Annotated in this window: 24 protein-coding genes and 2 pseudogenes; 11 read left to right on the top strand and 15 right to left on the bottom strand. The window is 71.8% G+C overall.

What is annotated here, in order from left to right; genetic code table 11:
* Nucleotides 1–123 precede the first annotated feature (123 nt).
* The 3 genes from ACZ5C2_RS00980 to ACZ5C2_RS00990 all read left to right on the top strand — a co-directional run bounded on the left by ACZ5C2_RS00980 (nucleotide 124) and on the right by ACZ5C2_RS00990 (nucleotide 2,419).
* Nucleotides 124–1,080, top strand: a complete 957-nt coding sequence (locus ACZ5C2_RS00980; RefSeq protein WP_468785146.1) for an ATP-binding cassette domain-containing protein — start codon at nucleotides 124–126, stop codon at nucleotides 1,078–1,080.
* Nucleotides 1,077–1,862, top strand: a complete 786-nt coding sequence (locus tag ACZ5C2_RS00985) for an ABC transporter permease (protein ID WP_468785148.1) — start codon at nucleotides 1,077–1,079, stop codon at nucleotides 1,860–1,862. Before ACZ5C2_RS00980 ends, ACZ5C2_RS00985 begins: the two co-directional genes overlap by 4 nt.
* Before the next feature lie 173 nt (nucleotides 1,863–2,035).
* Nucleotides 2,036–2,419 carry a hypothetical protein gene (locus ACZ5C2_RS00990; RefSeq protein WP_468785150.1) on the top strand — a complete coding sequence of 128 codons (384 nt, stop codon included), beginning with the start codon at nucleotides 2,036–2,038 and terminating at the stop codon, nucleotides 2,417–2,419.
* A 4-nt stretch (nucleotides 2,420–2,423) separates the two neighbouring features.
* Here ACZ5C2_RS00990 and ACZ5C2_RS00995 read toward each other — a convergent pair whose 3' ends face one another.
* The gene (locus tag ACZ5C2_RS00995; RefSeq protein ID WP_468785152.1) at nucleotides 2,424–4,067 is read right to left on the bottom strand and encodes a DNA repair helicase XPB; all 1,644 of its coding nucleotides are present in this window, start codon (nucleotides 4,065–4,067) and stop codon (nucleotides 2,424–2,426) included.
* A gap of 165 nt (nucleotides 4,068–4,232) precedes the next feature.
* A complete protein-coding gene (locus ACZ5C2_RS01000; RefSeq protein ID WP_468785154.1) occupies nucleotides 4,233–7,025 on the bottom strand; it encodes a helicase-associated domain-containing protein in 2,793 nt (930 codons plus the stop codon).
* Nucleotides 7,026–7,142: 117 nt separating this feature from the next.
* Here ACZ5C2_RS01000 and ACZ5C2_RS01005 point away from each other — a divergent pair, with 117 nt between their 5' ends.
* A complete protein-coding gene (locus ACZ5C2_RS01005; protein WP_468785156.1) occupies nucleotides 7,143–8,135 on the top strand; it encodes a hypothetical protein in 993 nt (330 codons plus the stop codon).
* Nucleotides 8,136–8,429: 294 nt separating this feature from the next.
* A complete protein-coding gene (locus tag ACZ5C2_RS01010; RefSeq protein WP_468785158.1) occupies nucleotides 8,430–9,092 on the top strand; it encodes an HAD family hydrolase in 663 nt (220 codons plus the stop codon).
* On the opposite strand, the gene ACZ5C2_RS01015 is transcribed toward ACZ5C2_RS01010, so the two are convergent.
* Entirely contained in the window at nucleotides 9,074–9,340 is a 267-nt protein-coding gene (locus ACZ5C2_RS01015; protein WP_468785160.1) for a hypothetical protein, read from the bottom strand. The two genes, ACZ5C2_RS01010 and ACZ5C2_RS01015, sit on opposite strands and share 19 nt — an antisense overlap.
* A gap of 164 nt (nucleotides 9,341–9,504) precedes the next feature.
* Here ACZ5C2_RS01015 and ACZ5C2_RS01020 point away from each other — a divergent pair, with 164 nt between their 5' ends.
* A complete protein-coding gene (locus ACZ5C2_RS01020; RefSeq protein WP_468785162.1) occupies nucleotides 9,505–9,888 on the top strand; it encodes a cold-shock protein in 384 nt (127 codons plus the stop codon).
* A gap of 288 nt (nucleotides 9,889–10,176) precedes the next feature.
* A pseudogene (locus tag ACZ5C2_RS01025) lies at nucleotides 10,177–11,396 on the top strand (RNA-guided endonuclease InsQ/TnpB family protein).
* A gap of 35 nt (nucleotides 11,397–11,431) precedes the next feature.
* Here ACZ5C2_RS01025 and ACZ5C2_RS01030 read toward each other — a convergent pair.
* The 4 genes from ACZ5C2_RS01030 to ACZ5C2_RS01045 all read right to left on the bottom strand — a co-directional run bounded on the left by ACZ5C2_RS01030 (nucleotide 11,432) and on the right by ACZ5C2_RS01045 (nucleotide 14,986).
* Entirely contained in the window at nucleotides 11,432–12,289 is an 858-nt protein-coding gene (locus ACZ5C2_RS01030; protein ID WP_468785164.1) for a 1,4-dihydroxy-6-naphthoate synthase, read from the bottom strand.
* Complete coding sequence (locus tag ACZ5C2_RS01035; protein WP_468785166.1) at nucleotides 12,276–13,043, bottom strand: futalosine hydrolase; 768 nt, start codon at nucleotides 13,041–13,043, stop codon at nucleotides 12,276–12,278. The genes ACZ5C2_RS01030 and ACZ5C2_RS01035 overlap by 14 nt, the downstream gene beginning before the upstream one ends.
* Nucleotides 13,013–13,489, bottom strand: coding sequence for a DUF2771 domain-containing protein (locus tag ACZ5C2_RS01040; RefSeq protein ID WP_468785168.1), 477 nt, complete (start codon nucleotides 13,487–13,489; stop codon nucleotides 13,013–13,015). Before ACZ5C2_RS01040 ends, ACZ5C2_RS01035 begins: the two co-directional genes overlap by 31 nt.
* Before the next feature lie 63 nt (nucleotides 13,490–13,552).
* The gene (locus tag ACZ5C2_RS01045) at nucleotides 13,553–14,986 is read right to left on the bottom strand and encodes an MFS transporter (protein WP_468785170.1); all 1,434 of its coding nucleotides are present in this window, start codon (nucleotides 14,984–14,986) and stop codon (nucleotides 13,553–13,555) included.
* A 543-nt stretch (nucleotides 14,987–15,529) separates the two neighbouring features.
* On the opposite strand from ACZ5C2_RS01045, the gene ACZ5C2_RS01050 reads away from it, so the two are divergent.
* Nucleotides 15,530–16,456, top strand: a complete 927-nt coding sequence (locus ACZ5C2_RS01050) for a DUF3027 domain-containing protein (protein WP_468785172.1) — start codon at nucleotides 15,530–15,532, stop codon at nucleotides 16,454–16,456.
* 64 nt (nucleotides 16,457–16,520) lie between these two features.
* Here the strand turns inward: ACZ5C2_RS01050 and ACZ5C2_RS01055 are convergent.
* From ACZ5C2_RS01055 to ACZ5C2_RS01075, 5 genes and pseudogenes are all read right to left on the bottom strand, one after another.
* Nucleotides 16,521–16,859 (bottom strand): annotated as a pseudogene (locus ACZ5C2_RS01055) (hypothetical protein); the annotation flags it as partial.
* Nucleotides 16,860–17,151: 292 nt separating this feature from the next.
* Nucleotides 17,152–18,084 carry a hypothetical protein gene (locus ACZ5C2_RS01060; RefSeq protein WP_468785174.1) on the bottom strand — a complete coding sequence of 311 codons (933 nt, stop codon included), beginning with the start codon at nucleotides 18,082–18,084 and terminating at the stop codon, nucleotides 17,152–17,154.
* A complete protein-coding gene (locus tag ACZ5C2_RS01065; RefSeq protein WP_468785176.1) occupies nucleotides 18,081–18,671 on the bottom strand; it encodes a DUF6932 family protein in 591 nt (196 codons plus the stop codon). Before ACZ5C2_RS01065 ends, ACZ5C2_RS01060 begins: the two co-directional genes overlap by 4 nt.
* Before the next feature lie 38 nt (nucleotides 18,672–18,709).
* Entirely contained in the window at nucleotides 18,710–19,597 is an 888-nt protein-coding gene (locus ACZ5C2_RS01070; RefSeq protein ID WP_468785178.1) for a helix-turn-helix domain-containing protein, read from the bottom strand.
* A gap of 243 nt (nucleotides 19,598–19,840) precedes the next feature.
* On the bottom strand, nucleotides 19,841–20,272 hold the full coding sequence (locus tag ACZ5C2_RS01075; protein ID WP_468785180.1) for an ATP-binding protein: 432 nt from the start codon (nucleotides 20,270–20,272) through the stop codon (nucleotides 19,841–19,843).
* 161 nt (nucleotides 20,273–20,433) lie between these two features.
* On the opposite strand from ACZ5C2_RS01075, the gene ACZ5C2_RS01080 reads away from it, so the two are divergent.
* Entirely contained in the window at nucleotides 20,434–21,315 is an 882-nt protein-coding gene (locus tag ACZ5C2_RS01080; RefSeq protein ID WP_468785182.1) for a helix-turn-helix domain-containing protein, read from the top strand.
* Nucleotides 21,312–21,521, top strand: a complete 210-nt coding sequence (locus ACZ5C2_RS01085) for a DUF397 domain-containing protein (RefSeq protein WP_468785184.1) — start codon at nucleotides 21,312–21,314, stop codon at nucleotides 21,519–21,521. Before ACZ5C2_RS01080 ends, ACZ5C2_RS01085 begins: the two co-directional genes overlap by 4 nt.
* On the opposite strand, the gene ACZ5C2_RS01090 is transcribed toward ACZ5C2_RS01085, so the two are convergent.
* From ACZ5C2_RS01090 to tnpA, 3 genes are all read right to left on the bottom strand, one after another.
* Nucleotides 21,472–22,065 carry a hypothetical protein gene (locus ACZ5C2_RS01090; RefSeq protein ID WP_468785186.1) on the bottom strand — a complete coding sequence of 198 codons (594 nt, stop codon included), beginning with the start codon at nucleotides 22,063–22,065 and terminating at the stop codon, nucleotides 21,472–21,474. The genes ACZ5C2_RS01085 and ACZ5C2_RS01090 overlap by 50 nt on opposite strands.
* 397 nt (nucleotides 22,066–22,462) lie before the next feature.
* Nucleotides 22,463–23,533 carry a diaminopimelate epimerase gene (gene dapF, locus ACZ5C2_RS01095; protein ID WP_468785188.1) on the bottom strand — a complete coding sequence of 357 codons (1,071 nt, stop codon included), beginning with the start codon at nucleotides 23,531–23,533 and terminating at the stop codon, nucleotides 22,463–22,465.
* A gap of 463 nt (nucleotides 23,534–23,996) precedes the next feature.
* Entirely contained in the window at nucleotides 23,997–24,425 is a 429-nt protein-coding gene (gene tnpA / locus ACZ5C2_RS01100; protein ID WP_468785190.1) for an IS200/IS605 family transposase, read from the bottom strand.
* 50 nt (nucleotides 24,426–24,475) lie between these two features.
* Here tnpA and ACZ5C2_RS01105 point away from each other — a divergent pair, with 50 nt between their 5' ends.
* Nucleotides 24,476–25,606, top strand: coding sequence for an RNA-guided endonuclease InsQ/TnpB family protein (locus ACZ5C2_RS01105; RefSeq protein WP_468785752.1), 1,131 nt, complete (start codon nucleotides 24,476–24,478; stop codon nucleotides 25,604–25,606).
* Nucleotides 25,607–25,679: the final 73 nt, after the last annotated feature.

The following is a 25,679-nucleotide window of genomic DNA, read 5'->3' on the forward strand; positions in this document are numbered from 1 at the left end:
GAGCTGCTGTTTAACTTCGTTCGTGCGGCAAGTCTGTTGCCGAATTTATGAACGCAACGTAGCGTTTCTGGAGGAAGAAACAACGGCGCGAAACCGCCCGCAGCTCGCAGAAGGAGAACCCTCATGACCGGACCGGCCATCGCGGCGAACGGGCTGCGCAAGTCCTACGGGGACAAGGTCGTGCTCGACGGCGTCGACCTGACCGTCCCCGAAGGAACGGTCTTCTCCCTGCTCGGACCGAACGGCGCAGGCAAGACCACCGTCGTCAAGATCCTCTCCACGCTCATCACCGCGGACGCCGGCGATCTGCGGGTCGGCGGGCACGACCTCGCCACCGACCCGCAGGCGGTGCGGGCCGCGATCGGTGTCACCGGTCAGTTCTCCGCCGTCGACGGCCTGATCACGGGCGAGGAGAACATGCTCCTCATGGCTGACCTGCACCACCTGTCCAAGGGCGAGCGGCGGAGGGTCACCGCCGAACTGCTGGAGCGCTTCGACCTCACCGAAGCGGCGAGGAAGCCCGCCGCCACCTACTCCGGCGGCATGAAGCGCCGCCTCGACATCGCCATGACCCTCGTCGGCAGTCCGCAGGTCATCTTCCTCGACGAGCCGACCACGGGCCTCGACCCCCGCTCCCGCCACAGCATGTGGCAGATCATCCGCGAACTGGTCTCGGGCGGCGTCACCGTCTTCCTCACCACCCAGTACCTGGAGGAGGCCGACGAGCTCGCCCACCGCATCGCCGTGCTCCACGACGGCAGGATCGCCGCCGAGGGCACCGCCGAGGAACTCAAGCGGATCGTCCCCGGCGGGCACGTCCGGCTCCGCTTCACCGACCCGGCCGACTACCGGTCCGCCGCCTCCGCACTGCGCGAGGCGACCCGGGAGGACGAGTCCCTCGCCCTGCAGATCCCCAGCGACGGCAGCCAGCGCGAGCTGCGCGCGATCCTCGACCGGCTCGACTCCGCCGTCGTCGAGGCCGACGAACTCACCATGCACACCCCCGACCTCGACGACGTCTTCTTCGCCCTCACCGGCGGCGCCGCCGTCCCCCACCAGCCCACGGAGGCCGCCCGATGAGCACCCTCGCCCTGGCCGTACGCGACTCGTCCACCATGCTGCGCCGCAACCTCCTGCACGCCCGGCGCTACCCGTCCCTCACCCTGAACCTGCTGCTCACACCGATCGTGCTGCTGCTGCTCTTCGTCTACATCTTCGGCGACGTGATGAGCGCGGGCATGGGCGGCGCCGACCGCTCCGCGTACATCGCCTACATCGTGCCCGGCCTGCTGCTGATGACCATCGGCAGCACCACCATCGGCACCGCGGTGTCCGTCTCCAACGACATGACCGAGGGCATCATCGCCCGCTTCCGCACGATGGCGATCCACCGCGGGGCCGTGCTCGTCGGGCACGTCATCGGCAGCGTGCTGCAGTCGGTGGCGAGCGTGGTCCTCGTGGGCGCCGTCGGCGTCGCCATCGGCTTCCGCTCGACGGACGCCACGGCTCTGGAGTGGCTGGCGGCGTTCGGGCTGCTCGTGCTGTTCGCCCTGGCGCTCACCTGGATCGCGGTCGGCATGGGCCTGGTCAGCCCGAACGCCGAGGCGGCCGGCAACAACGCGATGCCGCTGATCCTGCTGCCGCTCCTGTCCAGCGCCTTCGTCCCGGTCGACGGGATGCCGGGCTGGTTCCGGCCGATCGCGGAGTACCAGCCCTTCACCCCGGCGATCGAGACCCTGCGCGGGCTGCTGCTCGGCACGGAGATCGGCCACCACGGCTGGCTGGCCGTCGCCTGGTGCGTCGGACTGGCGGTGCTCGGCTACTTCTGGTCGGCCGCCAGGTTCAGCCAGGACCCGAAGTAGCCTCCATGACCGTGCGGGCCGCGTCCCGTGCCGGATCCCGTCCGAGGGCGGCGTGCTCCGACACCGCATCGGTGCATGCCGCCTCGTCGGCATCCGAGTCTGAGTACACGGACACACACGACTGAGTACCCGCGCCGGTGTGCCCGCCGCCACCGGGCCGGTTCACTGGCCGTATGAGCCAGTACCCCGCCGCAGCCCCCTTGTCACCGGTCCAGCAGTACCGGGCCGAGCGGGACCCCCACGCCTGGGTCGCGCCCACCGTCGCCACCGTGCTCGGGGCGTTCCTGGTCCCCGTGGCGTTCCTGTTCGGTGCGATGTCCGTCATGGCGACCGACAGCTGCGGCCCCGACGACTGCTCGCAGGCACTGACGACCGCCCTGAGCGTGATCTTCGGGATCCTGACCATCGGCGGCCTCCTCGCGGCCGGCGCGTGGCTCGCCTCCTGGGTGCTGCCCTGGACCCGCCGCTGGTCGGTGCTGCGCGCCTGGCTGGCCGGGCTGTCACTGCTGCCCTGGCTGCTCGTCCTGGCACTGGTGTTCAACCTGCCCGAGGGGTGACCGTTCAGTTGTCCGTCAGCAGCTCGTCCGCGTCCATGATCCGGTACGCGTACCCCTGCTCCGCGAGGAACCGCTGGCGGTGCGCCGCGAAGTCCTGGTCGATGGTGTCCCGGGCGACCACGGAGTAGAAGTGGGCCTTGTGCCCGTCCGCCTTGGGCCGCAGCACCCGGCCGAGCCGCTGCGCCTCCTCCTGCCGCGAGCCGAAGGTGCCCGACACCTGGACGGCGACCGTCGCCTCCGGCAGGTCGATCGAGAAGTTCGCGACCTTGGAGACGACCAGGACGCTGATCTCGCCCTGCCGGAAGGCCTCGAACAGCTTCTCCCGCTGGGCGTTCGACGTCTCACCCTTGATCACCGGCGCGTTCAGATGCTCGCCCAGCTCGTCGAGCTGGTCGATGTACTGCCCGATGACGAGGATCTGCTGCCCGGCGAACCGCCGGACGATCGCCTCCGTCACCCTCTGCTTGGTCGCCGTCGTCGAGCAGAAGCGGTACTTCTCCTCCTGCTCCGCCGTCGCGTACGCCAGCCGCTCGGACTCGGTGAGGCTGACCCGGACCTCCACGCAGTCGGCAGGGGCGATGTAGCCCTGGGCCTCGATCTCCTTCCACGGCGCGTCGAACCGCTTCGGGCCGATCAGCGAGAACACGTCCGACTCGCGGCCGTCCTCCCGGACCAGGGTCGCCGTGAGACCCAGCCGCCGCCGGGCCTGGAGATCGGCCGTGAACTTGAAGACGGGCGCGGGCAGCAGGTGCACCTCGTCGTAGAGGATCAGGCCCCAGTCCCGGGAGTCGAACAGTTCCAGGTGCGGGTAGACGCCCTTCCGCCTCGTCGTCAGCACCTGGTAGGTGGCGATGGTGACCGGCCGGATCTCCTTCTTCGTCCCGCTGTACTCGCCGATCTCGTCCTCGGTGAGTGACGTCCGCCTCACCAGCTCGTGCTTCCACTGGCGGGCCGAGACGGTGTTGGTGACCAGGATCAGCGTCGTCGACTTCGCCTGCGCCATCGAACCGGCACCGACCAGCGTCTTTCCGGCGCCGCAGGGGAGCACGACCACACCGGAGCCGCCGTGCCAGAAGTTCTCCACGGCCTGCTTCTGGTAGGGGCGCAGCGCCCACCCGTCCTCGACCAGCTCGATGGGGTGGGCCTCGCCGTCCACGTACCCGGCGAGGTCCTCGGCGGGCCAGCCCAGCTTCAGCAGCGTCTGCTTGATCTGCCCGCGCTCCGAGGGGTGCACGAGGACCGTGTCCGGGTCGATCCGGGCGCCGACGAGCGGCGCGATCCGCTTCGAGCGCAGCACCTCCTCCAGCACGGGCCGGTCGGTGCTGGTGAGGACGAGACCGTGCGCCGGGTGCTTGGACAGGCTGAGCCGACCGTAGCGGTCCATCGTGTCGGCGATGTCGACCAGCAGTGCGTGCGGCACCGGGTAGCGGCTGTACTGCACCAGCGCGTCCACCACCTGCTCGGCGTCATGCCCGGCCGCCCGCGCGTTCCACAGACCCAGCGGGGTCACCCGGTAGGTGTGGATGTGCTCGGGCGCACGCTCCAGCTCCGCGAAGGGCGCGATGACCCGACGGCAGTCGTCGGCCTGCTCGTGATCGACCTCAAGGAGAAGGGTCTTGTCGGACTGGACGATGAGCGGACCATTCACGCGCGGCTGCCTTTCTGCGACGGGCTCGGCACGGGCACAGCTCGGCCAAACGTCCAGTTTGCCTGATCGCGCGTCTCCGTGGTCCTGAGCGGACCGGGTCGCTTCGACGCGGACGGCGTGAGCTTGTTCACCGGCGGCACCGGGGACGGGCCGTCCCCGGCCGCATCAGCCCTCCTCGTCCGCCAGCTCCGCCACGCCCGTGATCCTGTGCAGCGGATACGTACGGACCTCGGCGGCGGTGTGGTCGTACGCCGTGACGAAGCCGCCCTCGACGCGGACCGGTGCGATCACGCGCTGGCTCGCCGCGCCCTCGGCGTTGACGTAGCCGATCCACAGGGCCTCACCGGTGAGGACGGCGGCCTGGATGGTGGCGAGGGTCTCCGCGGCGGTCGTACGGGGCAGCTCGCCGCCCTCGCCCCCGGAGGAGGCACCGGCGGCCGGCTTACGGGGCGCGGTGGCGGCGAGGTCACCGGCGCGGACGGCGCGGATCGCCGCGTTGAGCAGGGCGTCGTCGGGGACCGGCGGCCCGTCCGGGACGGGCTCGGGGGGTGTGCGCGGCGGGGTGCGGTGGGCGTCGGCGCGGGCGATCAGGACATCGCCCTCGGCGGACTCGGCGGCCGGGGCGAAACCCATCCCACGCAGTCCTTCCAGCAACCCCGCCGGACCGGTCTGCGCGGCCAGCACGGTCGGCGCGAGCCGGCGCAGACCCAGTCCGGCGGACCGCTTGTCGGCGAGGATCTCGCTGAGCACCGCGTCGTCGTCGCAGCGGACGTACGCCGAGGCGGCACCGACCCGGAGGTGCCCGTGCCTGCGGGCCACGTCGTCGATCAGATACGTCAGCGGCTGCGGCACCGGCGTACGGGAGTGCGCGGCGAGAAAGGCGTGCAGGTCGGCGGCGGCCTGCCCCGCGTCGAGGGCGCGCCGCACGGACCCGGGCGTGAACCGGTAGACCGTCGCGCCACCCTTCGACTCCACGTCCGCGAGAACGCCCAGCATGTCGGCGAGCGGCCGCTCCAGCGGACCCGGTGCCACCGCCGTCAGATCGGCCTGGAGCAGGACGTGGTCCAGCGGTTCGGGCAGCAGCGGCGCGAGCAGCCGGGCGGCGGCAGCGGCGGCGGTCACCTGCTCGGCGGGGGAGAGCGGGGCCGGCGGCGGGGCGGGCCGGTGATGAACGGGCAGCTTGGCACCGGGCCCCTCCGGCTCCTCCTCCGGACGGCGGGGCGCGGGTGCGCCGATCAGCGCCCGCCCGTGCGTGGACAGGGCCCCGCGTCCGGTCACCCCCAGCATCTCCGCTTCGGCCAGCGCCCACCGCGCCAGCCGTGTCCGCGGATCGTCCCGGCCGTCCCCGGCGGCCGTCGGGCCGCGCCCGCCCGCGCCGGGATACTCGCCGGCACCTGGATACCCGCCCGTCGTCCCGCGCCCGCTCTCGGCGGCACGGCCGACCGGCCCGCGCCCACCCTCGGCCGTGTACGCCCCCGCCCCCAACCCACCCGCGCCCACGGATCCCGCCGCGCCGCGGTCACCGCCTGCCGCTGAGACGGCCCCGGCACGCCCGTCCTCCGCCCACGAGGAGGCACTCCCCGCACCACCCCGCCCACCGCGCGGCGGACGTTCCCACCGCAGGCGGGCCAGGACCGACTCGCCGGCCGGGGCGGCCCCCTCCGGGAGGGCGGCCAGCAGGGTCAGCACCCGGTGCCGTACCTCCGGGGCCGCCGAGCGGTCCAGGCCCGAGCCCAGCGCCGACAGCGTGTGGTCCTTCGCGTCCCGTCCGCCGACCAGCCCCGCCGTCCGGGTCGCGGCCAGCCACGCCGTGGCCAGCCGTGCCCACCGCTCCCCGTCCGGCCGCTCGCGCCACTCGTCGTACGCCGGGGTCGCCGCGTACCGCTCGCCGGCCTCCCCGTCGGCGGCCAGCAGCCCGGCGGCATAGGCCAGTTCGACCCAGAACGCGGCCACCGGCTCGGTCACGTCGAGGGCGACGGCCGTCCGCTTCAGGTCCCGCACGCTCAGCCCGCCGGCCCGCAGCACCGCCGGGCCGCCCTCGTGCCAGTCCTTCAACAGCTCCTCGACCGTCGTCAGCGCCGTGTACGCCTGCCCTGCCGCCGTCGCGTCCACCACCTGTGGACGGTGCGTGGCGGCGGCCTCCACGGGCGGCGGCACCGGCTCCACCGTCCGGTGCGCCCGCCCGGCCCGCAGCCGCAGCGCCACCTCGCGCGGCAGTACGACCGTCCCGGGTGCCGTCGGCAGCAGTAGCCCCCGGTCCAGGAGCCAGCGCAGCCGGGAGGCGGGATCAGCGCTGATCTGCCCGTACGGCGGGCCCCAGACCAGCCGCTCCAGCACCTCCACGGACTCCGCCGGCGCCTCGTCGAGCAGTGCGGACATCCGCACGGGGTCGCTGAACAGGGCGGTCAGGGCGGCCACGGCGGAGACCGAGTCGTGCGTGGACGGCAGTCCCGCCGTCGCCACGATCTCCTGAATCCGCCCCGGCGACATCCCCGCGGTGGCCTCCCGCACCGTCGGGCCCAGCCCGGTCGGCGACGGATGCTGCGGTGACGGCGCCAGCAGCTCACGGGCGGTGCGGACCAGCCGCAGCCGGTCGTCCCCGCCCCACACCAGGGCCTGCTCGCGCAGCACGGCGAGCGCGTGCGGCAGCGCGGCGGACACCGCCGGGTCGCCGTCGTCGCCCGCCAGCAGCCCGAGGAGTTCCCCGTACGACGCCGGGTCCGCCGCCACGGCCAGCGCCTGGGCCGTCTGCAACGTGAACCGGTCCAGTCGCTCCAGGGCCCGTACGACCGAGGCGCGGGTGCCGGCCCGGGTGGCGAGCTGGGTGAGATCGGTGGGCACGGGCGTGAGGAGATCCGGCCGGCTGCGCAGCAGCGCGGCCAGGGAGACGTCGTCCCGCCCCCGAAGGGCCTCGGCGAGGGATCGGGGGGCCGCCGCGGGCTTCTCCTCGGTGCTCATCCGCCTCACGGTAGCGGTTGGGTACGCCCGTGGGGTGCCGGGAGTTGGGCCGGCCGGCCGCAGTCGCGGTACCGTCGGGCGACGGTGTCCCAACGCATCCGCCCCGGAGGGGACTTCGTGGGTATCGAGAGTGACCAGGTCGTCTACGAATATCTGAGCCGTGTCGGTGATGTCGCGCAGCAGCGCCAGCTGCCGTCGGCGGCCCGCATGCGGCTGGTCGCCGAACTGCGCGACGAGATCGACCGGCGCAGGGCGAAGGTCGTGGTCGATTCCCCGGCCGCGATCCGTCGCATCATCTCCCGCATCGGCACGCCGACCGAGGTCGTGAGGGCGGCGGAGGACGGCTCCGGCGCGGCCCCGAGCACCCCCGCGCCCCCCGCCGCCGTCCCGGAGCAGCGTGAGCCGGAGCGTGGCGCCGGTGCCCGCGGCGACCGCCCGAAGGGGGTGCTGCGCAGGGTCGTCCCCCGGCCCCGTCCGGCCGAACCGGCCGACCCCGCCCCCTCCGGCGTGCCGTCCCCGCCGCACCGGGCCGGTACGGACGAACTCGGGGACAGCGCCCAGCAGCCCGACTGGTGGCGGGTGGACAACAGCGCGTTCGGTGTCGGCGACGAGGTGCCGGGGTTCGTGGGGGGCGTGGAGATCCCGGAACTGCTCAAACCGCCGGCGGCGAAGGAGAGGGAACCCGAACCGGAGACCTCCGCCGCGCCGGTCGCCGTGGCCGAGGCGGAAGCCGCTGCGCCCCGGCGCCGCCTGCTGCGGCTGCCGTCGCGGCGCTGGAGCAACCCGCTGCTGCTGCTCGCCGCCGGGCTGCTGGTCGCGGGCGCGGTGCTCGGGAGCTGGTTCGCCCTGATCCTCGGCTGGCTCATCGCGTACGCCTCGCGGCGGCTCAGCCCGGCGGAGTCGAAGGCGGCGGTCGTCATCATTCCCGGGCTGGCGCTCACGGGCGGTGTGGTGTGGCTGTGGGGGAGGGCGGAGCGGCGTTGGGGCACGCCCATCGCCGAAGGGCACATGAACGCCGCGATCACGGAGACGTGGCCGTGGGTCATCCGGGGCGCGGCGGTCGCCTCGGCCCTGTTCCTGATCTGGCGGTCCCAACGCCAGAGAGGCTGACTTCCCTCCAGCCCGTCCAGCCCTCCCAGCCCTTCCAGCCCTTCCAGCCCTTCCAGCCCTCCCAGTCTCTCCAGCTTCCGGCAATCCAGCCCCTCCGGCGCTTGAGGAGCGGGGTCCGGGGCAGAGCCCCGGGACGGGACGGGAAGGGGCGGCGGGGGCGAAACACCCTCCTGCGACCCACCCCCACCCCCACGGCCCACCCCCACGGCCCACCCCGACGACGCGCCCCGACGAACCACCCCGACGACCCACCCCGACGAACCACCCCACCCGGCCGGCCAGGCCCCCGGCACAATGGCCCACATGGCCATCCCCACCCCCCTCCCGCCCACCGTCGGCTTCGACCTCGACATGACCCTCATCGACTCCCGCCCCGGTATCCGTGCCTGCTACCTGGCCCTGGCCGAGCGGACGGGGACGTACATCGACGCCGAGCTCGCGGTCAGCCGGCTCGGGCCGCCGCTGGGGGAGGAGCTGATCAACTGGTACCCGGCCGAGCGGGTCGAGAAGATGGCGGATCTGTACCGCGAGATGTACCCCACCTACGCCATCACCCCCACGCCCGCCCTGCCCGGCGCCCGTGAGGCGATAGCGGCCGTACGGGAAGGGGGCGGGCGCGCGATCGTCATCACGGCGAAGTACGAGCCCAACGCGAAACTGCACCTGGCGCACCTGGGCATCGAGCCGGACGCCGTGATCGGCGGCCTGTGGGCCGAGCAGAAGGCGCTGGCGCTGCGCGAGCACGAGGCCGCCGTCTACGTCGGCGACCACGTGGGCGACGTACGCGGCGCTCGGACCGCCGGGGCGCTGTCGGTCGCGGTCGCCAGCGGCCCGTGCGACGCCACGGAACTGCGTGGGGCCGGCGCGGATGTCGTCCTCACCGCCCTGACGGAATTCCCGCGATGGTTTTCGGACTATCGCACCGACGATCCCACTGCTTACCGCTCGGACAACTGACCCGCCCCCGCCCGCGCCCTGCGCCGTCCCGCCGCGGCCGAGCGCAGGACACCCGCCCCGGCCATCAGGAATCCGACGCCCATCAGCATGCTCAGGACGAACATGTACGTCGGAAAGGGCGTCGTACCGAGGAACAGCGGGGCCACGGTGACCAGAGTGGCCACGGCGCCGATGATGAAGACGATGCCACCGGCACGGACCAGACCGTCACCGGGTGCTGCGGAATTCGCTTGGGTTTTGTCACGCACCGGACCAGGGTAGTTCCTGGCCGAGAGGAACAGCCGGGTGACGTCTTGTCGCCGGACTGAAGAGCATTAGCCTTGGTACCGGCGGGTCATCGGGCCCGCCCGAGTGCTATCACGAGCCGTTTTCCGACGCAGTTTTCCCGACGAGTACGAGGACGAGGACAGACGTGCCCACCGGCAAAGTCAAGTGGTTCAACAGTGAAAAGGGCTTCGGCTTTCTCTCCCGTGACGACGGCGGGGACGTCTTCGTGCATTCCTCGGTCCTCCCCGCCGGAGTCGAGGCCCTGAAGCCGGGCCAGCGCGTGGAGTTCGGCGTGGTCGCCGGACAGCGCGGCGACCAGGCACTCTCCCTGACCATCCTCGACCCGACCCCGTCGGTGGCGGCCGCCCAGCGCAGGAAGCCGGACGAACTGGCCTCCATCGTCCAGGACCTCACGACGCTGCTGGAGAACATCACACCGTCGCTGGAGCGGGGCCGCTACCCCGAGCGCACGGCCGGCAAGAAGATCGCCGGTCTGCTCCGCGCGGTCGCCGACCAACTCGACGTCTAGCCGGGATTCACCTGATTCTTGCGAGGAGGCTCCGGCGTTCACGCCGGGGAGGAATCGCATCCGAGTATGGCGACGCGGAGCGTCGCCGAAGCCCGGATACGGGCGCGGAGCGCCCGTATGGCTACCGGCACGATCCAAGGTGAACCGAACGCGTGTGCCTGTGATCGCTGGCCGGGGGGGTGGTTGCGGGATCGGCGGGCGTGTGTGCGGCTGTCGTACGTATGGTCCTTCGCAGGGTTCGGGACGGCACGGTGTTCTGGCCGCAACCGTGAAAGGGGGGAGGGTGGGATGGCGCAGGTGAAGGCGGGGGAGAAGGTCGGGCATGTCCGGCACACGTACCGGTTGCGGGTGTCGTCCACGGCTCGCGGCCTGCTGGTGGCGGAGTGGGGCCGGTGCCGCTGGCTGTGGAACGAGTGCGTCGCCAAGTCCAGGGCCGTGCACCTGCACAACAGGGCGACCGGAGGGAAGGCCACGTGCGGCCCGGCGCAGCTGGATCGGATGCTGACCCGGGCCCGTGCGGGTACGCCGTGGCTGCGGGAAGGCTCATGCGTTCCCCAGCAGCAGGTCGTCCGGGACTTCGGTCGCTCCCGCGCCAAGGCGCAGCGGGACATCACCGAGCGTCTGCCCAAGGCCCGCCGGGCGGGGATGCCCACATGGAAGACCAGGCGTGAGGCACTGCCGACTCTCAACTACACCCGGCGGGGATTCCGTGTGAGGGACGGCCGGCTGCACCTGGCGGGCGGGATCGTGCTGAACGTGGTGTGGTCGCGGGAGTTGCCGGGCGAGCCGTCCTCGGTGCGCGTGTACCAGGACAGCCTCGGGCACTGGTACGCCTCTTTCGTCGTCCCCGCCCAGGTCGAGCCCCTGCCTGCGACGGGCCGTGTTCTCGGTGTGGACTGGGGGTGCGGGAGACGGCGACGACCACGTCCGACGCCCACGACCTGCCGCACCCCGCACACGGCGGGAAGGCGAAGGAGAAACTCATCCGGTACGACCGGATGATGGCCCGCCGCAGGCCGAAGAAGGGCGAGTCCGGGGCGAGGGGTTACCGTGCGGCGAAGAGGCTGCGGGCGAAGGCGTACAAGAAGGTTGCCCGTCAGCGTGCGGACACCGGCCGCAAGTGGGCGAAGAAGGTGGTCCGCGACCATGACGTCATCGCGGTCGAGGACTTCCGGCCGAAGTTCCTGGCCCGGTCGACGATGGCCCGCAAGGTCGCGGACGCCGCCATCGGCGCCACCAAGGCCGCCCTGATCGAGATGGGCCGCAAACACGGGCGGGACATCCGCCTGGTCCACCCCGCGTACACCACGATGGACTGCGCGCAGTGCGGAGCGAGAGCCAAGCACGCCCTGCCGCTGGGTGAACGCACCCACACCTGCACCGCCTGCGGAACCACAACCCCACGGGACAAGAACTCCGCACGCGTCATGCTCGCCCGGGCTGGTCTCAACCCGGCTGGCGCCGAGGGCAGAAGACCTCCTGGAGCGCCGCTCCAGGAGGCAGCCTGAGCCAGGAATCCCCTTCCCTTCAGGGAGGGGAGGATTCAAGGAAACCGCAGCGCGTCCGGGCCGAGGGGCGGCACCAGCCCTTCGGCCGCCGCGCGCGTGAGCAGCCCCCGTACGGCCGCGTAGCCGTCCTCGCCGAGGTCGGCCGTGAACTCGTTGACGTACAGCCCGATGTGCTGGTCGGCGACGGCCGGGTCCATCTCCTGCGCGTGCTCCATGACGTACGGCCGCGACACCTCGGGGTCGTCCCACGCGGCCCGCACGGAGGTGCGGATCGAGGCGGCGAGCCGCGTCAGCGTCTCCTCGCCCAGAGACCGCCTGGCGATGATCGCCCCCAGCGGGATCGGCAGCCCCGTGGTCCGCTCCCAGTGCTCCCCCATGTCGGCGAGCCGGTGCAGGCCGTAGTCCTGATACGTGAAGCGCGCCTCGTGGATGACGAGCCCCGCGTCGACCTTTCCGTCCCGTACGGCGGGCATGATCGCGTGGAACGGCATCACCACGATCTTCCCGACCCCCTCGGGCAGCACGTCCGCCGCCCACAGCCGGAACAGCAGATACGCCGTCGACGTCTCGCTCGGCACGGCGACCGTACGACCGGTCAGGTCCACCCCGGCCTCCCGGGTCAGCACCAGCGGCCCGCAGCCCCGGCCCAGCGCACCCCCGCAGGGCAGCAGGGCGTAGTCGTCCAGGACGTACGGCAGCACCGCGTACGACACCTTCAGCACATCCAGCTCGCCGCGCTCGGCCATGCCGTTGGTGAGGTCGATGTCGGCGAAGGTCACGTCGACGGCGGGCGCGCCGGGGACGCGGCCGTGGGCGAGGGCGTCGAACACGAAGGTGTCGTTCGGGCAGGGGGAGTAGGCGATCCGCAGCCGCTGCTGCTCACTGGTGGTCATGCCGGTTCCAACTCTCCAGGACGGGCGCGAGCTTCCCGAAGCCCTCGGTGAGGGCGGTCAGGGCGTCGCCGATACGCCAGGCGGCGCGGTCGCGCGGGCCGACGGGGTTCGACACCGCCCGCACCTCCAGCACGGGCACGCCGTGTGCGGCGGCGGCCTCGGCGACCCCGAAGCCCTCCATGGCCTCGGCGAGCGCACGTGGGTGACGGGTGCGGAGCGCGTCGGCGCGGGCGGCGGTCCCGGTCACCGTCGACACGGTGAGCACGGTTCCGGTGAGCGCGCCGGCCGCGGCGGCGGCCTCCCGCACCAGCACGGCGGGCGGGCGGTGGGTGACGGTGCCGAAGCCGAGGCCGGTGACCGGCAGGAAGCCGTCGGCGGTCTCGGCGCCCAGGTCGGCCGCGGTGATTTCGTCGGCGACGACGAGGGAGCCGAGGGGCGCGTGCGGCGGGAAACCGCCGGCGATCCCGGCGGAGACGACCAGGCGGTAGGGCCGGCCGTCCAGGGCGGCCGCGGTGAGCGTGGCGGCCGTGGACGCGGCGGCGAGCGCGGGACCGACACCGGCGGCGAGGAGGTCGGGTCCGTCCTCGACCCGGTGCACGGTCGCCCCGGGCAGTGACAACTCCCGTACGGGTCCCGGGAACGCCTTGGCCACCGCGTCCCGCTCGACGGGGACCGCGGTGGCGACGAGAACGCGTGACGACGTGAGCGGACCGACCGGGCTGATCAGCTGTCCTTCTTCAGTCGGAAGGACCACAGACCCGTCGTCTCGTCCTTGCCCTCCTTGATCGTCACCAGGGTCGAGTCGCCCTGGGCGCCGTACTGGGCGTTGAAGAACACGCTGCCCGGGATGGTGGTGTAGGTCTTCGTCATGGACTCGGACAGCAGCGGCTGACCGTTCATCAGGATGATCCAGCCCTTGTCGGCGATCTCCGGGTCGACACCGAAGCGCACGGTCTCGTCGGGGTCGATCGAGATCTCGTCGACGCCCTTGTCCTGCAGGCACTTGGTCACGTCGGCGGCCTTGAGGGTCTCGCCCTCCCCGCCGCAGGTGGCCTCGGTGCTCACCGACTCGCTGCCCACCGTGATGGTGGCCATCGGCGTCGGCTTGTCACAGGCGGCCAGGACGAGCAGCCCGGCGGATACGGCGCCGGCGGCGGCGACGGCACGGCGGCGTCGCACAGCGGATTGCAACGTGGTCATGGGCGAAGGCTATCGGTCAGGTGTGCCCCGTTCCCCACGTGGGGGTACGGCGTGGCCGGAGCGTTACGCCACTCGCGCCTGCGCTCCGTGACCCTGCCGGGCCGAACGGAGGAGCCCGCGGACCGTGGTCAGCCAGCCCGTCGCGATGATCGCCGCACCCACGGCCAGCCCCAGCGGTCCGATCAGCGGCATCGCGATGCCGATCGCGCCGCCCAGCACCCACGCCATCTGCAGCAGCGTCTCCGAACGGGCGAACGCCGATGTCCGCACCAGCTCGGGCACGTCCCGCTGGATCAGGGCGTCCAGCGACAGCTTGGCCAGCGCCTGGGCGAACCCGGCGATCGCGGCGAGGCACGCCACCAGGATCGTGCCGAAGAACGCCGCGGCCACGATCGCCGCGCTCAGCACACACGCCACCACCGTCACGATGATGATCTCCGGGGCGCGGGTTCGCAGCCCGGCCCCGACCGCCGTACCGAGCGCGTTGCCCGTGCCGGCCGCCACGCCCACGATGCCGAGCGACACCGCGGCGCTCTGACCGGACATCGGATGCTCGCGCAGGAGGAAGGCCAGGAAGAAGATCAGGAAACCGGTGAGGCAGCGGATGGAGGCGTTGGCGGCGAGCGCGTGGGTGACGGCCGGGCCGACCGTGCGCAGCCCCGGGCGCTTGTCCGTCTTGCGGTGCGGGCCGTGCAGATGCTGCTCGTCGGCGGCGAGCAGGGCCACGGCCTCGCCCTTGGCGGAGTCCACCTTCGGCGGCAGCCGGAAGGACAGGAACACGCCTGTGACGAAGAGCACGAACGCCCCGTACAGCGGCCAGCGCGGCCCGATCTGATGGAGCCCCGCGCCGATCGGTGCGGCGATCCCGGTCGCCAGCAGTCCGCCGAGGGTGACCCGCGAGTTCGCCTTCACCAGGGAGAAGGCGGGCGGCAGCAGCCGCGGCACGACCGCGCTTCTCACCACCCCGTACGCCTTCGACGAGACCAGCACGCCCAGCGCGGCCGGGTACAGCTCGAGTCCGCCGGTGACGACCGCGCCGGACAGGATCAGCGCGAGCAGTGCCCGGGCCAGCATCGCGCCGGCCATGGCGGCACGGCGGCCGTGCGGGAGACGGTCCAGGAGCGGGCCGACCACCGGGGCGAGGAGCGTGAAGGGCGCCATGGTGATGGCGAGGTAGAGGGCGACACGCCCGCGGGCCTCGTCCGTCGGAACGGAGAAGAAGACGGTGGAGGCCAACGCGACCGTGATCATGACATCGCCGGCGCCGTTCACGCCGTGCAGCTCGATCAGCTTGCCGAGCCCGGACTCCCCGGCGCCGTGCGCATGGGTCGCCCGGCGGATGCCGCGGGCGGTCTTGGTCACCGGGAAGCGCAGCACGCGCCCGCACGCACGCAGAGGGCCGCCCGCCCGGCCCGTACCGAGGCGTCGGCCGCTCCCCTTGCCCTCATTCGGCCCACCGGTTCCGGTGGCGCCCTGGGGTGTCCTCGCGGTAGCCACGACGTCATAGTGCCCCGAGATGGCGGTGCGTAGTGCCGTATCCCCCACGGACGGCGCCCCGGTTGCGGCTGTACGGCGCAACGCGGGCGCCTGTGTGGGAGCGCAGTGCGGCCGGTCACGCCGCAGATCCCGCCGCAGATCGCGCCGCCGATCGCGCCGCCGATCGCGCCGCCGATCGCGCCGCAGATCGCGCCGCCGGGAGTGCCGCCGATCGCGCCACCGAGGTCATCGCCGTACCGCCGACGTCGCGCCACCGCCGCGTACCGCCGCGTACCGCCGCCGCCGTGTCGTGAACGGATCAGCGCCCCGGAGGCGGACGAACACCCCCGGAAACCGGCGCGCGGCACCCCATAACAACCGTCGGTGTAGGCCCAGCGCACGCGAACAGGTAGCGTGCGTATCTCAGCCATCCCGCAGAATGGATGGAGGCGCGCCCGAGCACGTTGCGGCGCGGACGTCGACGCGGTCCCACTGTCCGCTCCGTCCGCCCCCCGCGCTGGGAGTGGCGCACTCGTGAGACGGCGTAGGAGAGAAGCGATACCTGTGAGCGCAGCGACAACGCGAAGCCGCACCCCCGACCGTCTGTGCGCCGAGGCCGTCGACCTCGCGCGTGCCGCAGCCGAGGAGGCCGCCGCGCCCGGGGTCGTGGGCGAGCACGAGGGGGCGGTCTCCGAGGGCGACCGCGTCGTCACCCACTTCTTCGGGTGCCGCGAGCCCGGCTACCGCGGCTGGCGCTGGGCCGTCACAGTCGCCCGCGCCTCCCGCGCCAAGATCGTCACGGTCGACGAGGCGGTGCTGCTGCCCGGCCCCGACGCGCTCCTCGCACCGGAGTGGGTGCCGTGGAGCGAGCGGCTGCGTCCCGGCGACATGGGACCCGGTGACCTCCTCCCCACCGACGCCGAGGATCTCCGCCTGGAGCCCGGCTTCACCGGCGAGGAGGAGCCGCCGCCGAACTCCGCGGTGTCCGACGAGATGGCCGCCCTGGTGGAGGCCGAGGACGCCGAGGTCACGGGGGGCGCCCCCGCCGACCTGCCCGTCGTACCGGCCCGCGGCACGATCGCGGCGGTCGCCGAGGAACTCGGCCTGCGCCGCGCCCGGGTCCTGTCCCGCTACGGCCTGCACATCGCCGCGGACCGGTGGGAGGAGTCGTTCGGCGGGAAGACCCCGATGGCCCAGGCGGCTCCGGCCTCCTGCGAGTCGTGCGGCTTCCTCGCCCGTATCGGCGGCTCCCTCGGCCAGGCGTTCGGCGTGTGCGCCAACGAGTTCTCCCCGGCCGACGGCCGTGTGGTCTCCCTCGCCTACGGCTGCGGCGGCCACTCCGAGGCCGCGGTCATGCCGAAGCCCCCGCAGCCTGCCCCGCCGGTCATCGACGAGACCCGGGTCGACCCCTTCCCCCTCCGCCCGGCCCCCGACTCCGGCTCGGTCCCGGCGACGGAGGACGAGTCGTCGGCGGAGCTGGGGCACTCGTAACGCCGTCGGGGCGGCACGGTTCGAGCGCGTGCCGCCCGGGTTCGGATGCAGAAGCCCAGGCGTGAACTGCCTTCATGGCTTCGTCCAGGACGGCGCTCAGCTCCCGCAGGGCGTCACGGGCGATCGCCGGGTCCTCGTGCTCCAGGTTGCTCCTGGCATGGGCGTGGCGGGCGGCGAGGTCGGGGCGGCGGGCGATCTCGATGTCCCGGGCCCAGGCCCGTACCCAGCTCCGCACCGGGCTGAGGGACTGCCACTCGACGGCGTTGGCGAATGCCTCGTCCTTCGTCCGCTGCATCTCGGGCAGGCGCCCGGGGGCGACGACGGCGAGTGCGGCCCGCAGGGCGTCGGGCGTCTGCTCGGGGCGGGGCGCCAGCTCGTGTCCGTGTTCGGCCTGCGTGCTCATGGAGTGCTCCCGGGAGTGCACTGGTCAGGGTAGTCGTCCTGGGCGGCTGGGGTACTCGGGCGCGAACATCGCGGTGTCCTTTCTCTGCTCAGTGAGTGTGTGCGGCGGCTGTGGTGCAGGCGTGGCAGAAGGCCTGGGTTTCGGGGGCGCGGAAGGCCTTGTCGCAGCCGTCGCAGTTGCGGAGGCCGTGGCGTACGGGCGCGGGGGCGGCCGGGGTCCGGTACGGAGGGAGGGGTGGGAGCCGGTCCGTGAGGCGGTCGCCGTGGCTTCGCGCGTGTGTGCAGGGGCCCGTTCAGGCGTCCATCGGCAGTGGTACCTGCTCCGCGGCCTGCCCCAGGTACGTGTACTCCGTGGCCCGCGCGATGCCGACGGCGTCCAGGCGCTGCCTGAACCGGACCCGGAAGTGGACGTTGTCCCCGAGGCCTGGACGCATACGGAGCAGGACCTCGGCTTCCTCGAAGTGGACGTCGTAGGCGGGGGCGTTCTTGGCCGTGCCCGTTTTCACCTTGACCCAGCCGCTCTCCCGCAGCTCCGTGATGCGGCCGGAGATGGTCATTTCCTGGTCGCGGGCCCGGGTCTCGCGCAGGCGGTCGACGTAGTGCCTGCCGCGTTCGCCGAGCCGCGCGCTGCGCACGCCGCCGGCCGCGTCGTACCAGGTCACATCCAATTCGAGCGCGTACTTGTCCAGCGCGCGGGCCACGGCGTCCACGGAGTCGAAGAGGCGCGACCACTCGCGGACGTCCTCCTCGGACTCCAGTGCGTCCAGGAGCCGGGTGAAGGTCTGCATGCCGGTTCTGGTGGCGGAGGTGGCTGGAGCGTCCAGGACCTGCTCGGCCGTGGCGCACGCTGCGGCAACGGGACGGGCATGGATCACCGTGCTGCCCGCCGAGAGACCGGTCAGCTCCAGCTGGACCGGGGTTCCGGCGGCCGCGGAGACAGCCTTCTCGACGGGATCGAGGAGAGCGTCGCCCCACTGGAAGCGCAGTGCTCCGCCCTCCGTGTCCGGTCCGGTGAGCCGGAGGCGGAGTTCCTCGTCGAGGCGTGCGTTCGGCTCGTAGGCGCGTGTGGCGGCGAGTCGGCTCGCCCGGTGATCGGCCTCTACCTCGTCGTCGTCCCGGTCCTCCGTCCCCATCTCCTCCAGCAGACGCCGTGCGTGCGCGGCGGCGCCCGGATCGTCTCGGAGCAGTGCGCGCCTGCGCTCGCGCCAGCTGTCGCCGGTCGTCACAGTCGCACCTCCAGGTATCCGCGTGCCGGGGAGGCACTGGCCTCGGACGGGGCACGGTCCGCCTGGCCCGACAGCCTGCATCGCTGCCACCAGTCGTCCCACATCCCTCTTTGCATGAAGTATGTCCGTTCCTCGGCGGTCATGTGCTCAGGCCGGAAGACGTGGCCGACCGGTTGGTAACCCACCCTGACCGGCGAGACCCTGTACCTCCGCCTCATGCTGTCCCAGCTCTTGAAGGCATCGGTCAACCACTTCGAGCCCGGTCTGCCGCGTACGGCCCGCTCGGCCCGGATGTCGATCAGGAGGGTGGCGTCGATGTTGTTCGGGTCGACCTTCACGCTGACGAAGCTGCCGCCGAGCCACAGGCGGTGGACGAGGGTGAGCCCACCGAGAGTGTCCGAGTACGTGGCCTCCAGGGTGAGGAAGCGGTCGAGGTAGTCGTGCAGTCCGTCCCACAGACCCGCTCGAGTACTGGAGTCCGCGAACCGCGGTGCGCTGACCAGCAAAGCCTCCGCCTCGTCGAAGGAGACCGAGTAGCGGCCCGGCGGGGGATATCCGGAAGCGGTGAAGTGTGGCAGCACGTGCATCCTGACGGTGGCGGGTGCGGGACTGATCGCGTGCGACGTCAGCGGCGGCGAGGGCCTGCGGTCGTACGGCAGGTGGGGCAGTGGTGTTCGGTTTCGGGGGCGCGGAAGGCCTTGTCGCAGCCGTCGCAGTTGCGGAGGCCGTGGCGTACGGGCGCGGGGGCGGCCGGGGTCCGGTACGGAGGGAGGGGTGGGAGCCGGTCCGTGAGGCGGTGGGCGAGGAAGGCCGCGGGGCGGTGGAGGGGCTCGTCGGGGAGGTTCTCGGTGAGGGCGTGGCGTAGGGCGGTGGGGGTGACCTCGCGTTCCAGCCAGGCGATGACGCCGGGGGCGAGGTGGTCGGTGTCGGCCGCGGAGAGCAGGAGGCGCGGGTCGTGGCGGCGGAGGGTGCCGAGGAGGTCGGCGGCCTGCTGGTGAAGTGCGGTGGCCGCGGCGCGGGTGGGCTGGGGGACCGGCGGGAGGGCTTTGCGGGGGCGGGGCCGGGGTGTGCGGTCGGCCGCAGTCGGGCGGGGGCGCCGTGGCGGGCAGTCGGTGGGTGCTGCCTCGCGGCGGTGGGCGGGCTGGTTGCAGGAGGTGGTGCGGGTGATGATGCGGCCGGTGGGGGTGCGGACGCGTTCGCGGCGGAGGTAACCGTGGGTCTCCAGCTCGCGGAGGGCGTCGCCGATGCGTTTGGTGCCTTCGGTGAAGCGGGCGGCGAGCGACTTGATGTCCACGGGGGCGCCGGCGGGCAGCGACTGGATGTGGCAGCCGAGGCCGATGGCGAGCAGGGAGAGTTCCGCGTGCTGGGTGAGGTGGTTGCCGATCACCACGAAGCGGGCGGTGTGGCGGGTGTTGTCGTGGATGACGCCGCCGGTGTGGTGACGCGAACGGGTCGGATTGCCGACGACGGCTGACTGGGCGCGCGGGGGCGCGCTAGGGTTTTGCGTATCCATCGGGAAGCGCTCTTCTTCCTTGGTGGTCAGGCCCTCGCACTGGGACGGCAATCCCGGCGGGGGCCGAAGTCTTTTTCGGTTGTGTGCGTTGAGCGTAGAGGTGTCATGGGCTCGAAAATCCAGCTGAGCCGGTGATGTTCACCCGCCCGAGTGACGGCACGCCTCGGGCGGGAAAGGGTGGGGCTTGGTGGGGTTCTTTCTCCCCGGTTCTTGTCTTTGGAAGGCGCCGACGGCACCGGAGCCTCAGAATTCGGGTTCCGGTTCCGTGAGCCGCAGTTCGGCCCAGACGGTCTTGCGCGGGAAGCGCCCCTCGGATACGCCCCAGCGGTCGGCGAGGGCGTCCACGAGAAGCAGGCCGCGGCCCGACTCCGTGTCGGAAGAGAGTGGTTGGACCTCGGGCCGGTGCTCGCTCCGGGTGTCGGTGACCTCGATGCGGAGGGTGTCGGCCACGACGTAGAGCGTGAGCCGGAAGTCCCGTCCCGGTACCCGGCCGTGGGTCGCCGCGTTGACGGCCAGCTCCGCGATGACCTGACGGGCGGGGTCCATCGGAAGCCCCCAGGAACGGAGTTGTTCCGCACCGAGCAGCCGGGCGAGACGTGCGCCGCGTGGCGTGGGGGAGAGCAGCACGGTGAAGTTGCGGACGGGGGCGGCGGGTTCGGCGGTTCGCTGATTCACGTCACTCAGCGTGGCTGGATCTGCGTACCGTGGGAGGTGACTCAGCGGGTGCGTACGGTCACTGTCCGGTGGTTGTCCGGTGCTGTCGTGGCTGTTCCGACGGTTGCTACGGGTAGGGCGCCGGGTGGCGTCACGGACGGTTCCCGAGGGAGAGGTGCGGCATGACGGCGGTCGAGGCGGAGGCGGGGCAACTCAAGACCGAGGCGGACGAACCGGGTTGGGAGGTGGACCCGGACGACGAGTGGGGCGTCGCGGTCATCACGACCGTCGGACGGCAGCTGAAGCTGCGGCGCGAGGCGGTGGGGATGCGGGCCGCCGACTTCGGCCGGGTCGTCGGGTACGTCGAGGACATGGTCTACAAGATCGAGGGCGGCAAGCGGATCCCGCGGCAGGAGTTCCTGGACAAGGCGGACGAGGTCCTGGAGGCGGGCGGGCTGATCGCGGCGGCCTGGGAGGACGTGAAGAAGGTGCGGTATCCGAAGACCGTTCGGGACATCGCCAAGTTGGAAGGGCGGGCCGTCGAGATCGGTGTGTACGTGTGCAACAGCATCAGCGGGCTGTTGCAGACTCCCGAGCATGCGCGGGCGCTTTTCCAGGCGGCTCAGCCGCCGTACACCCCGGACGACGTCGAGCGGATGGTGGCCGCGCGTATGGAGCGGCGCTCCGTGTACGCACGTGATCCGGCCCCGTCCATCAGCTTCGTCCTGGAAGAAGCGACGTTGCAGAGGGAAGTCGGAGGCACAATGGTGTGGCGACAGCAGCTCGAACGTCTGCTTGAGGTGGGGCGGCTGCACCACGTCACACTTCAGGTGATGCCGACGAAAACCGAAGCCCACCCCGGGGTGGACGGCAGGATCGAGGTACTGAAGTTCGCGGACGGCACGGCGGTCGGGCGCTCCGACGGCGCGTTCAATGCTCGTCCGACCTGCGAACCCAAGCAACTGCGCATCCTGGAGCTGCGGTACGGCACCATCCGGGCGCAGGCGCTCTCTCCCCGGGAGTCGCTGGCCTTCATCGAGCACCTACTGCTGGGAGAAACATGATCCGCAAGATCTCCGCTGGTGGCGCCTCCGAGCTGGCTTGGCTCAAGAGCAGCTACAGCGACGGCACCGACGGCAACTCCTGCGTCGAACTCGCCCACACCCCCGGCACCGTCCACGTCCGTGACTCCAAGGACGTCACGGGCCCCCGCATCGCCTTCACTCCGGACTCGTGGGTACGTTTCGTCCCGTACGTGTCCGAGGCCTGATCGTGCGGCCTGGTCCGCCTGCTCGGACGGCGGGCGGACCAGCAGGGCCGGTGGCGGCCCGGGAGACCGATGCGAGGGCACGGCGGTGGCGCCGGAGTACCGCCGACTCGCCCAGAAGCAGGCCATGCGGTCGGCAGGCGGGACCGCCCAGGGCGCCTTCCAGCGCGGGGAGGTAGTTCCAGCGCACGGCAGGGTGGGCGGAGTGGGCGAAGTGGTACAGGTCGCCGTACGGCAGCCACGTGCCGCGGGCCGGCAGGGCGAGGAGCGGGTTGCGCGGGTACAGCCGCAGGCAGCGGCCCGCCTCCACGGCGACGGGCGGTCCGGTCACCGGCTCCGGGTCGAACCAGCGGTGTTCGACGAGCAGGGACATCCAGGCGAGCTGGGGATACAGGAGCAGCCGGGGCAGTAAGAAGGCGAACACGGCCGCCTCCCAGCCGAAGGCGATGGAGAGAGCCGCCGTCACCGCAACCGGACCGGCCGCCCGAAGCCGCCCGGCACCCGCTTCCCGCCACAGGCCGGTCAGACCGCGCACGGCGCCGTACACACCGGCCGGGGTGAGCGGGTGGATCAGGGCGAGCGCGTACCGCGCCGCCGCGGCCCCCGGGCGCAGGCCCGCCGCGTGGAGGTCGGCCGGGGTCGCCGTGCACGGCCACCGCGCACCACCCGGCGAACTCCAGCCAGTGGCCCATCAGCAGGAGGACGGGTGTGACGTCGTTCAGCCGCTCGCGTTGGAGTGCCCTCACGGACCGGAGCGATTCCGGTCCGTGCCGTCGACCCCGCGCCGGACTGAACCACCACCGGTCCGCCTGCCGCACCGCGATTCCGGCCATGATCGCCAACAGGCCGGCCGACAGTCCCTCCCCACGCCATCCCCTTCCCCATAACCCGGCAGACACGTGCGCGTGGGCAGGGCCCGGGAGGGACGGACGCCCCGAGTGGCGTCAGACCTCGGTCGGGTGGATGCCCGCCTCGTGCAGCACCTTCATGTTTTCCCGGCTGAGCTCGGCGAACGCGCTGATTTCCGCCATGTGTGCGGCACCCTCGTAGGTCACCGGACCGTCCCCGAGGAGCATCGCGGGGTCCAGCTCGGCGTCGTACACGAGGGTGGCGTTGCCCTCCAGGACCGGCTGCCAGGCGTCACCGGCCGTCTGGAGGTAGCTGCGGGCGACACCTCCGGGGTTGCGTACGGTCACCGGCCGCTCCGGGGCGACCAGCCCGAGGCGGGACAGGGTGGCCCGGGAGGCCGCGATGCCCGAACCGCACGACGGCGTCAGACCGGCGCCCCGCTCGTAGGTGTGGATGAACACCTCGTCGTCGGACAGCGGCAGGACGAAGGAGAGGTTGGCGCCGATCGGGAAGACGCCCGGTGAACCGGCGACGCGCCGCCCGGTCTCGATCAGTTCGGCCTCGTCGTAGGCGTCGATCACCGTGATCAGGTGGGAGTTCGGCACCGCGACCGCCGTCACGTGCCGCGACGGGTGGAACGCCGGAAGCAGCCGGTCCACGTACTCGCCGTGCGGCCCCGCCTCGGTCACGATCGGCTCACCGGGTGCGAAGTCGACGGTGGGCAGCTCCACGGAGACCTGCCGCACGCCGTGGGAGGTACGACCCCGGTCGCGCACGGTGAAGGAGTAGGGCCCCTGCTCGACCACGACCGACTCGGCCTGGTGCCGGTCCAGCAGTATCCGGCCGGCGCACCGCATCCCGTTCCCGCAGAGCAGCGCCTCGGATCCGTCAGGGTTGTAGAACCATGCCCGCGCCGTGCCATCGCCGTGATCCGCCACGAAGTACACCCCGTCACCGCCCAGCCCACGCTTGCGGTCACACAGCAGCCCGACGGCCCGGGTCAGCTCGTCCGCCGAGGCGAAGTGGTCGAGCGGCGCACCGTCGACGACGAAGATGTCGTTCCGGGAGCCGTGGGCCTTGGTGAGCGAGAGAGTGGACATCACGTACTTTCCGTCGCGCTGTGGCTTGGCGCGGTCCCGCCAGGTCCGGACCGGCTGTCGTTCCATGCTAACGAAGGTCCTCCCAGGAGCCGGAGGCGTGATGCTCCGCTCGGTTCTCCGGCAGCCGATCGCTGTCAGAGCCGGGCGGCCGCCCCTCGGACGGTCGCCTCGTCCCACGTTCCGGCGTCCAGCATGGGCCGGACGGTCGCCTCGTAGGACTGGAGGACGAACGGCGCCGAGTCCGAGCCGCGCCCGAGGACAGAGCCTCCCCCACGCGAGTGCTGAGGTCCTGGCGAGGCTGTGTGGTCGTGGTCATGCGATCCATCCCCCTGGTGAGTACGCATCCGCCCTACATCTTCGGGGCTGTGGTTACAGACAGGCAGGTGTGCTTTGCGGTCAGTAATGACCGTCGCCGCGCTGGTTCCGTTCAGCATGATCTAGCGCGGAACCCTGGGCGTTCACGCCCGGGAGGAAGCGCTTCTTAACGCTGCTCTGACCCGCGCGGGTGCACGGGTCTGCGCTGTTGACCTCAGCCGGGTCGTTTCTGGTTCTCGATGTACTCCTTGATGACGGCGAGCGGGGCGCCGCCGCACGAGGCGGCGAAGTAGGACGGCGACCAGAAGTGTTCGCCCCACAGGTACTTGCGGATGTGGCCGGGGAACTCCTGCCGCAGGCGCCGGGCGGAGACGCCCTTGAGGGAGCCGACGAGGCGGGAGATGGCGACCTTGGGCGGGTAGTGCACGAGCAGGTGGACGTGATCGCGTTCGCCGTTGAACTCCCGCAGTTCCACGCCGAAGTCGGTGCACACGTCGCGCATGACCTCTTCGCAGCGTCGAAGGATCTCGTCGGTGAACGGTCCGCGCCGGTACTTGGGGGTGAAGACCAAGTGGGCATGCAGGGTGCAGACAACGCTACGACCCCTGCGAATATCGGGGTTTGGCTCCCAGCGTGGTGACATAGATCAATGCTACGATCACGCCCGTGAAGATCGTGACACAGGTCAAACTCATGCCGGATGCCGCGCAGGCATCCGCGCTTGAGCGCACCCTGCGCACGGTCAATGACGCCGCGAACTGGGTGTCGGAGGTGACGTTCGAGCACGGCGTGCCGCGTGAGTACGAGCTGCGCAAGTACACCTACCCCGAACTCAAAGCGCGGGGGCTGGGAGCGCAGGCCGCGCAACACGTCATCAAGAAGGTGCGCGACTCGTACACCACGCTCAAGGCCAACATCCGGGCCGGCAACCTCGGCAAAGAAGGCTCCAGGCGTCGCCGCAAGGCCGAGTCCAAGCCGGTCACCTTTCGCCCCGAGGCCGCCCAGCCGTATGACGACCGGTGCCTGAGCTGGCAGTACGACCAGCGGACCGTGTCCATCTGGACCATGGACGGCCGGGTCAAGAACGTGCCGTTCGTGTGCTCCGCCGACGCACTCAAGACGCTCCAGGCACACCGGCAGGGCGAATCCGACCTGACCGAGCGCGACGGCATGTTCTACCTCGTCGCCACCTGTGACGTGCCCGAGGCCGAGCAGTACGAGCCGGACGGCTTCATCGGCGTGGACCTCGGCATCGTCAACATCGCGACCACGTCCGACGGCTACCTCGCGGCCGGGCGGGGGCTCAACCGGTACCGCAGGCGACAGCTTGCCCTGCGTGCCAAGCTCCAGAAGAAGCGCACCAAGAGCGCCAAGCGGCGGCTCAAGGCCCGTGCCCGCAAGGAAGCACGGCACGCCGCCAACCAGAACCACATCATCTCCAAGACGATCGTGACCGAGGCTGAACGCACCGGGCGTGGCCTGTCCCTCGAAGAACTCAAGGGCATCCGCAACCGGGTACGGCTCCGCAAGCCCCAACGGGTCGCACTCCACTCCTGGGCCTTCGCCCAGCTCGGAGACTTCATCGTCTACAAGGCCAAGCGGGCCGGTGTGCCCCTGGTCTTCGTTGATCCCGCGTACACGTCGCAGACGTGCGCCGAGTGCGGCCACGTCGACAAGCGCAACCGTGTCGACCAGGGGCTTTTCATCTGCCGGGGGTGCGGGGTCGTTGCCCACGCCGACCGGAATGCTTCCCACAACCTCGCCACCCGTGGCGAGAGCGTGTGGAACGCGGGGCGTGAGTCACGCGTCCCTGCCACCCCATAGGGGTGTCTGGACGGAGGAGTCCACCCAGCAACCAGCTGGGCACTACCTCCAAGCCCGGCCCTTCAGGGCCGGG

The organism is Streptomyces sp. NPDC031365, assembly GCF_055569765.1.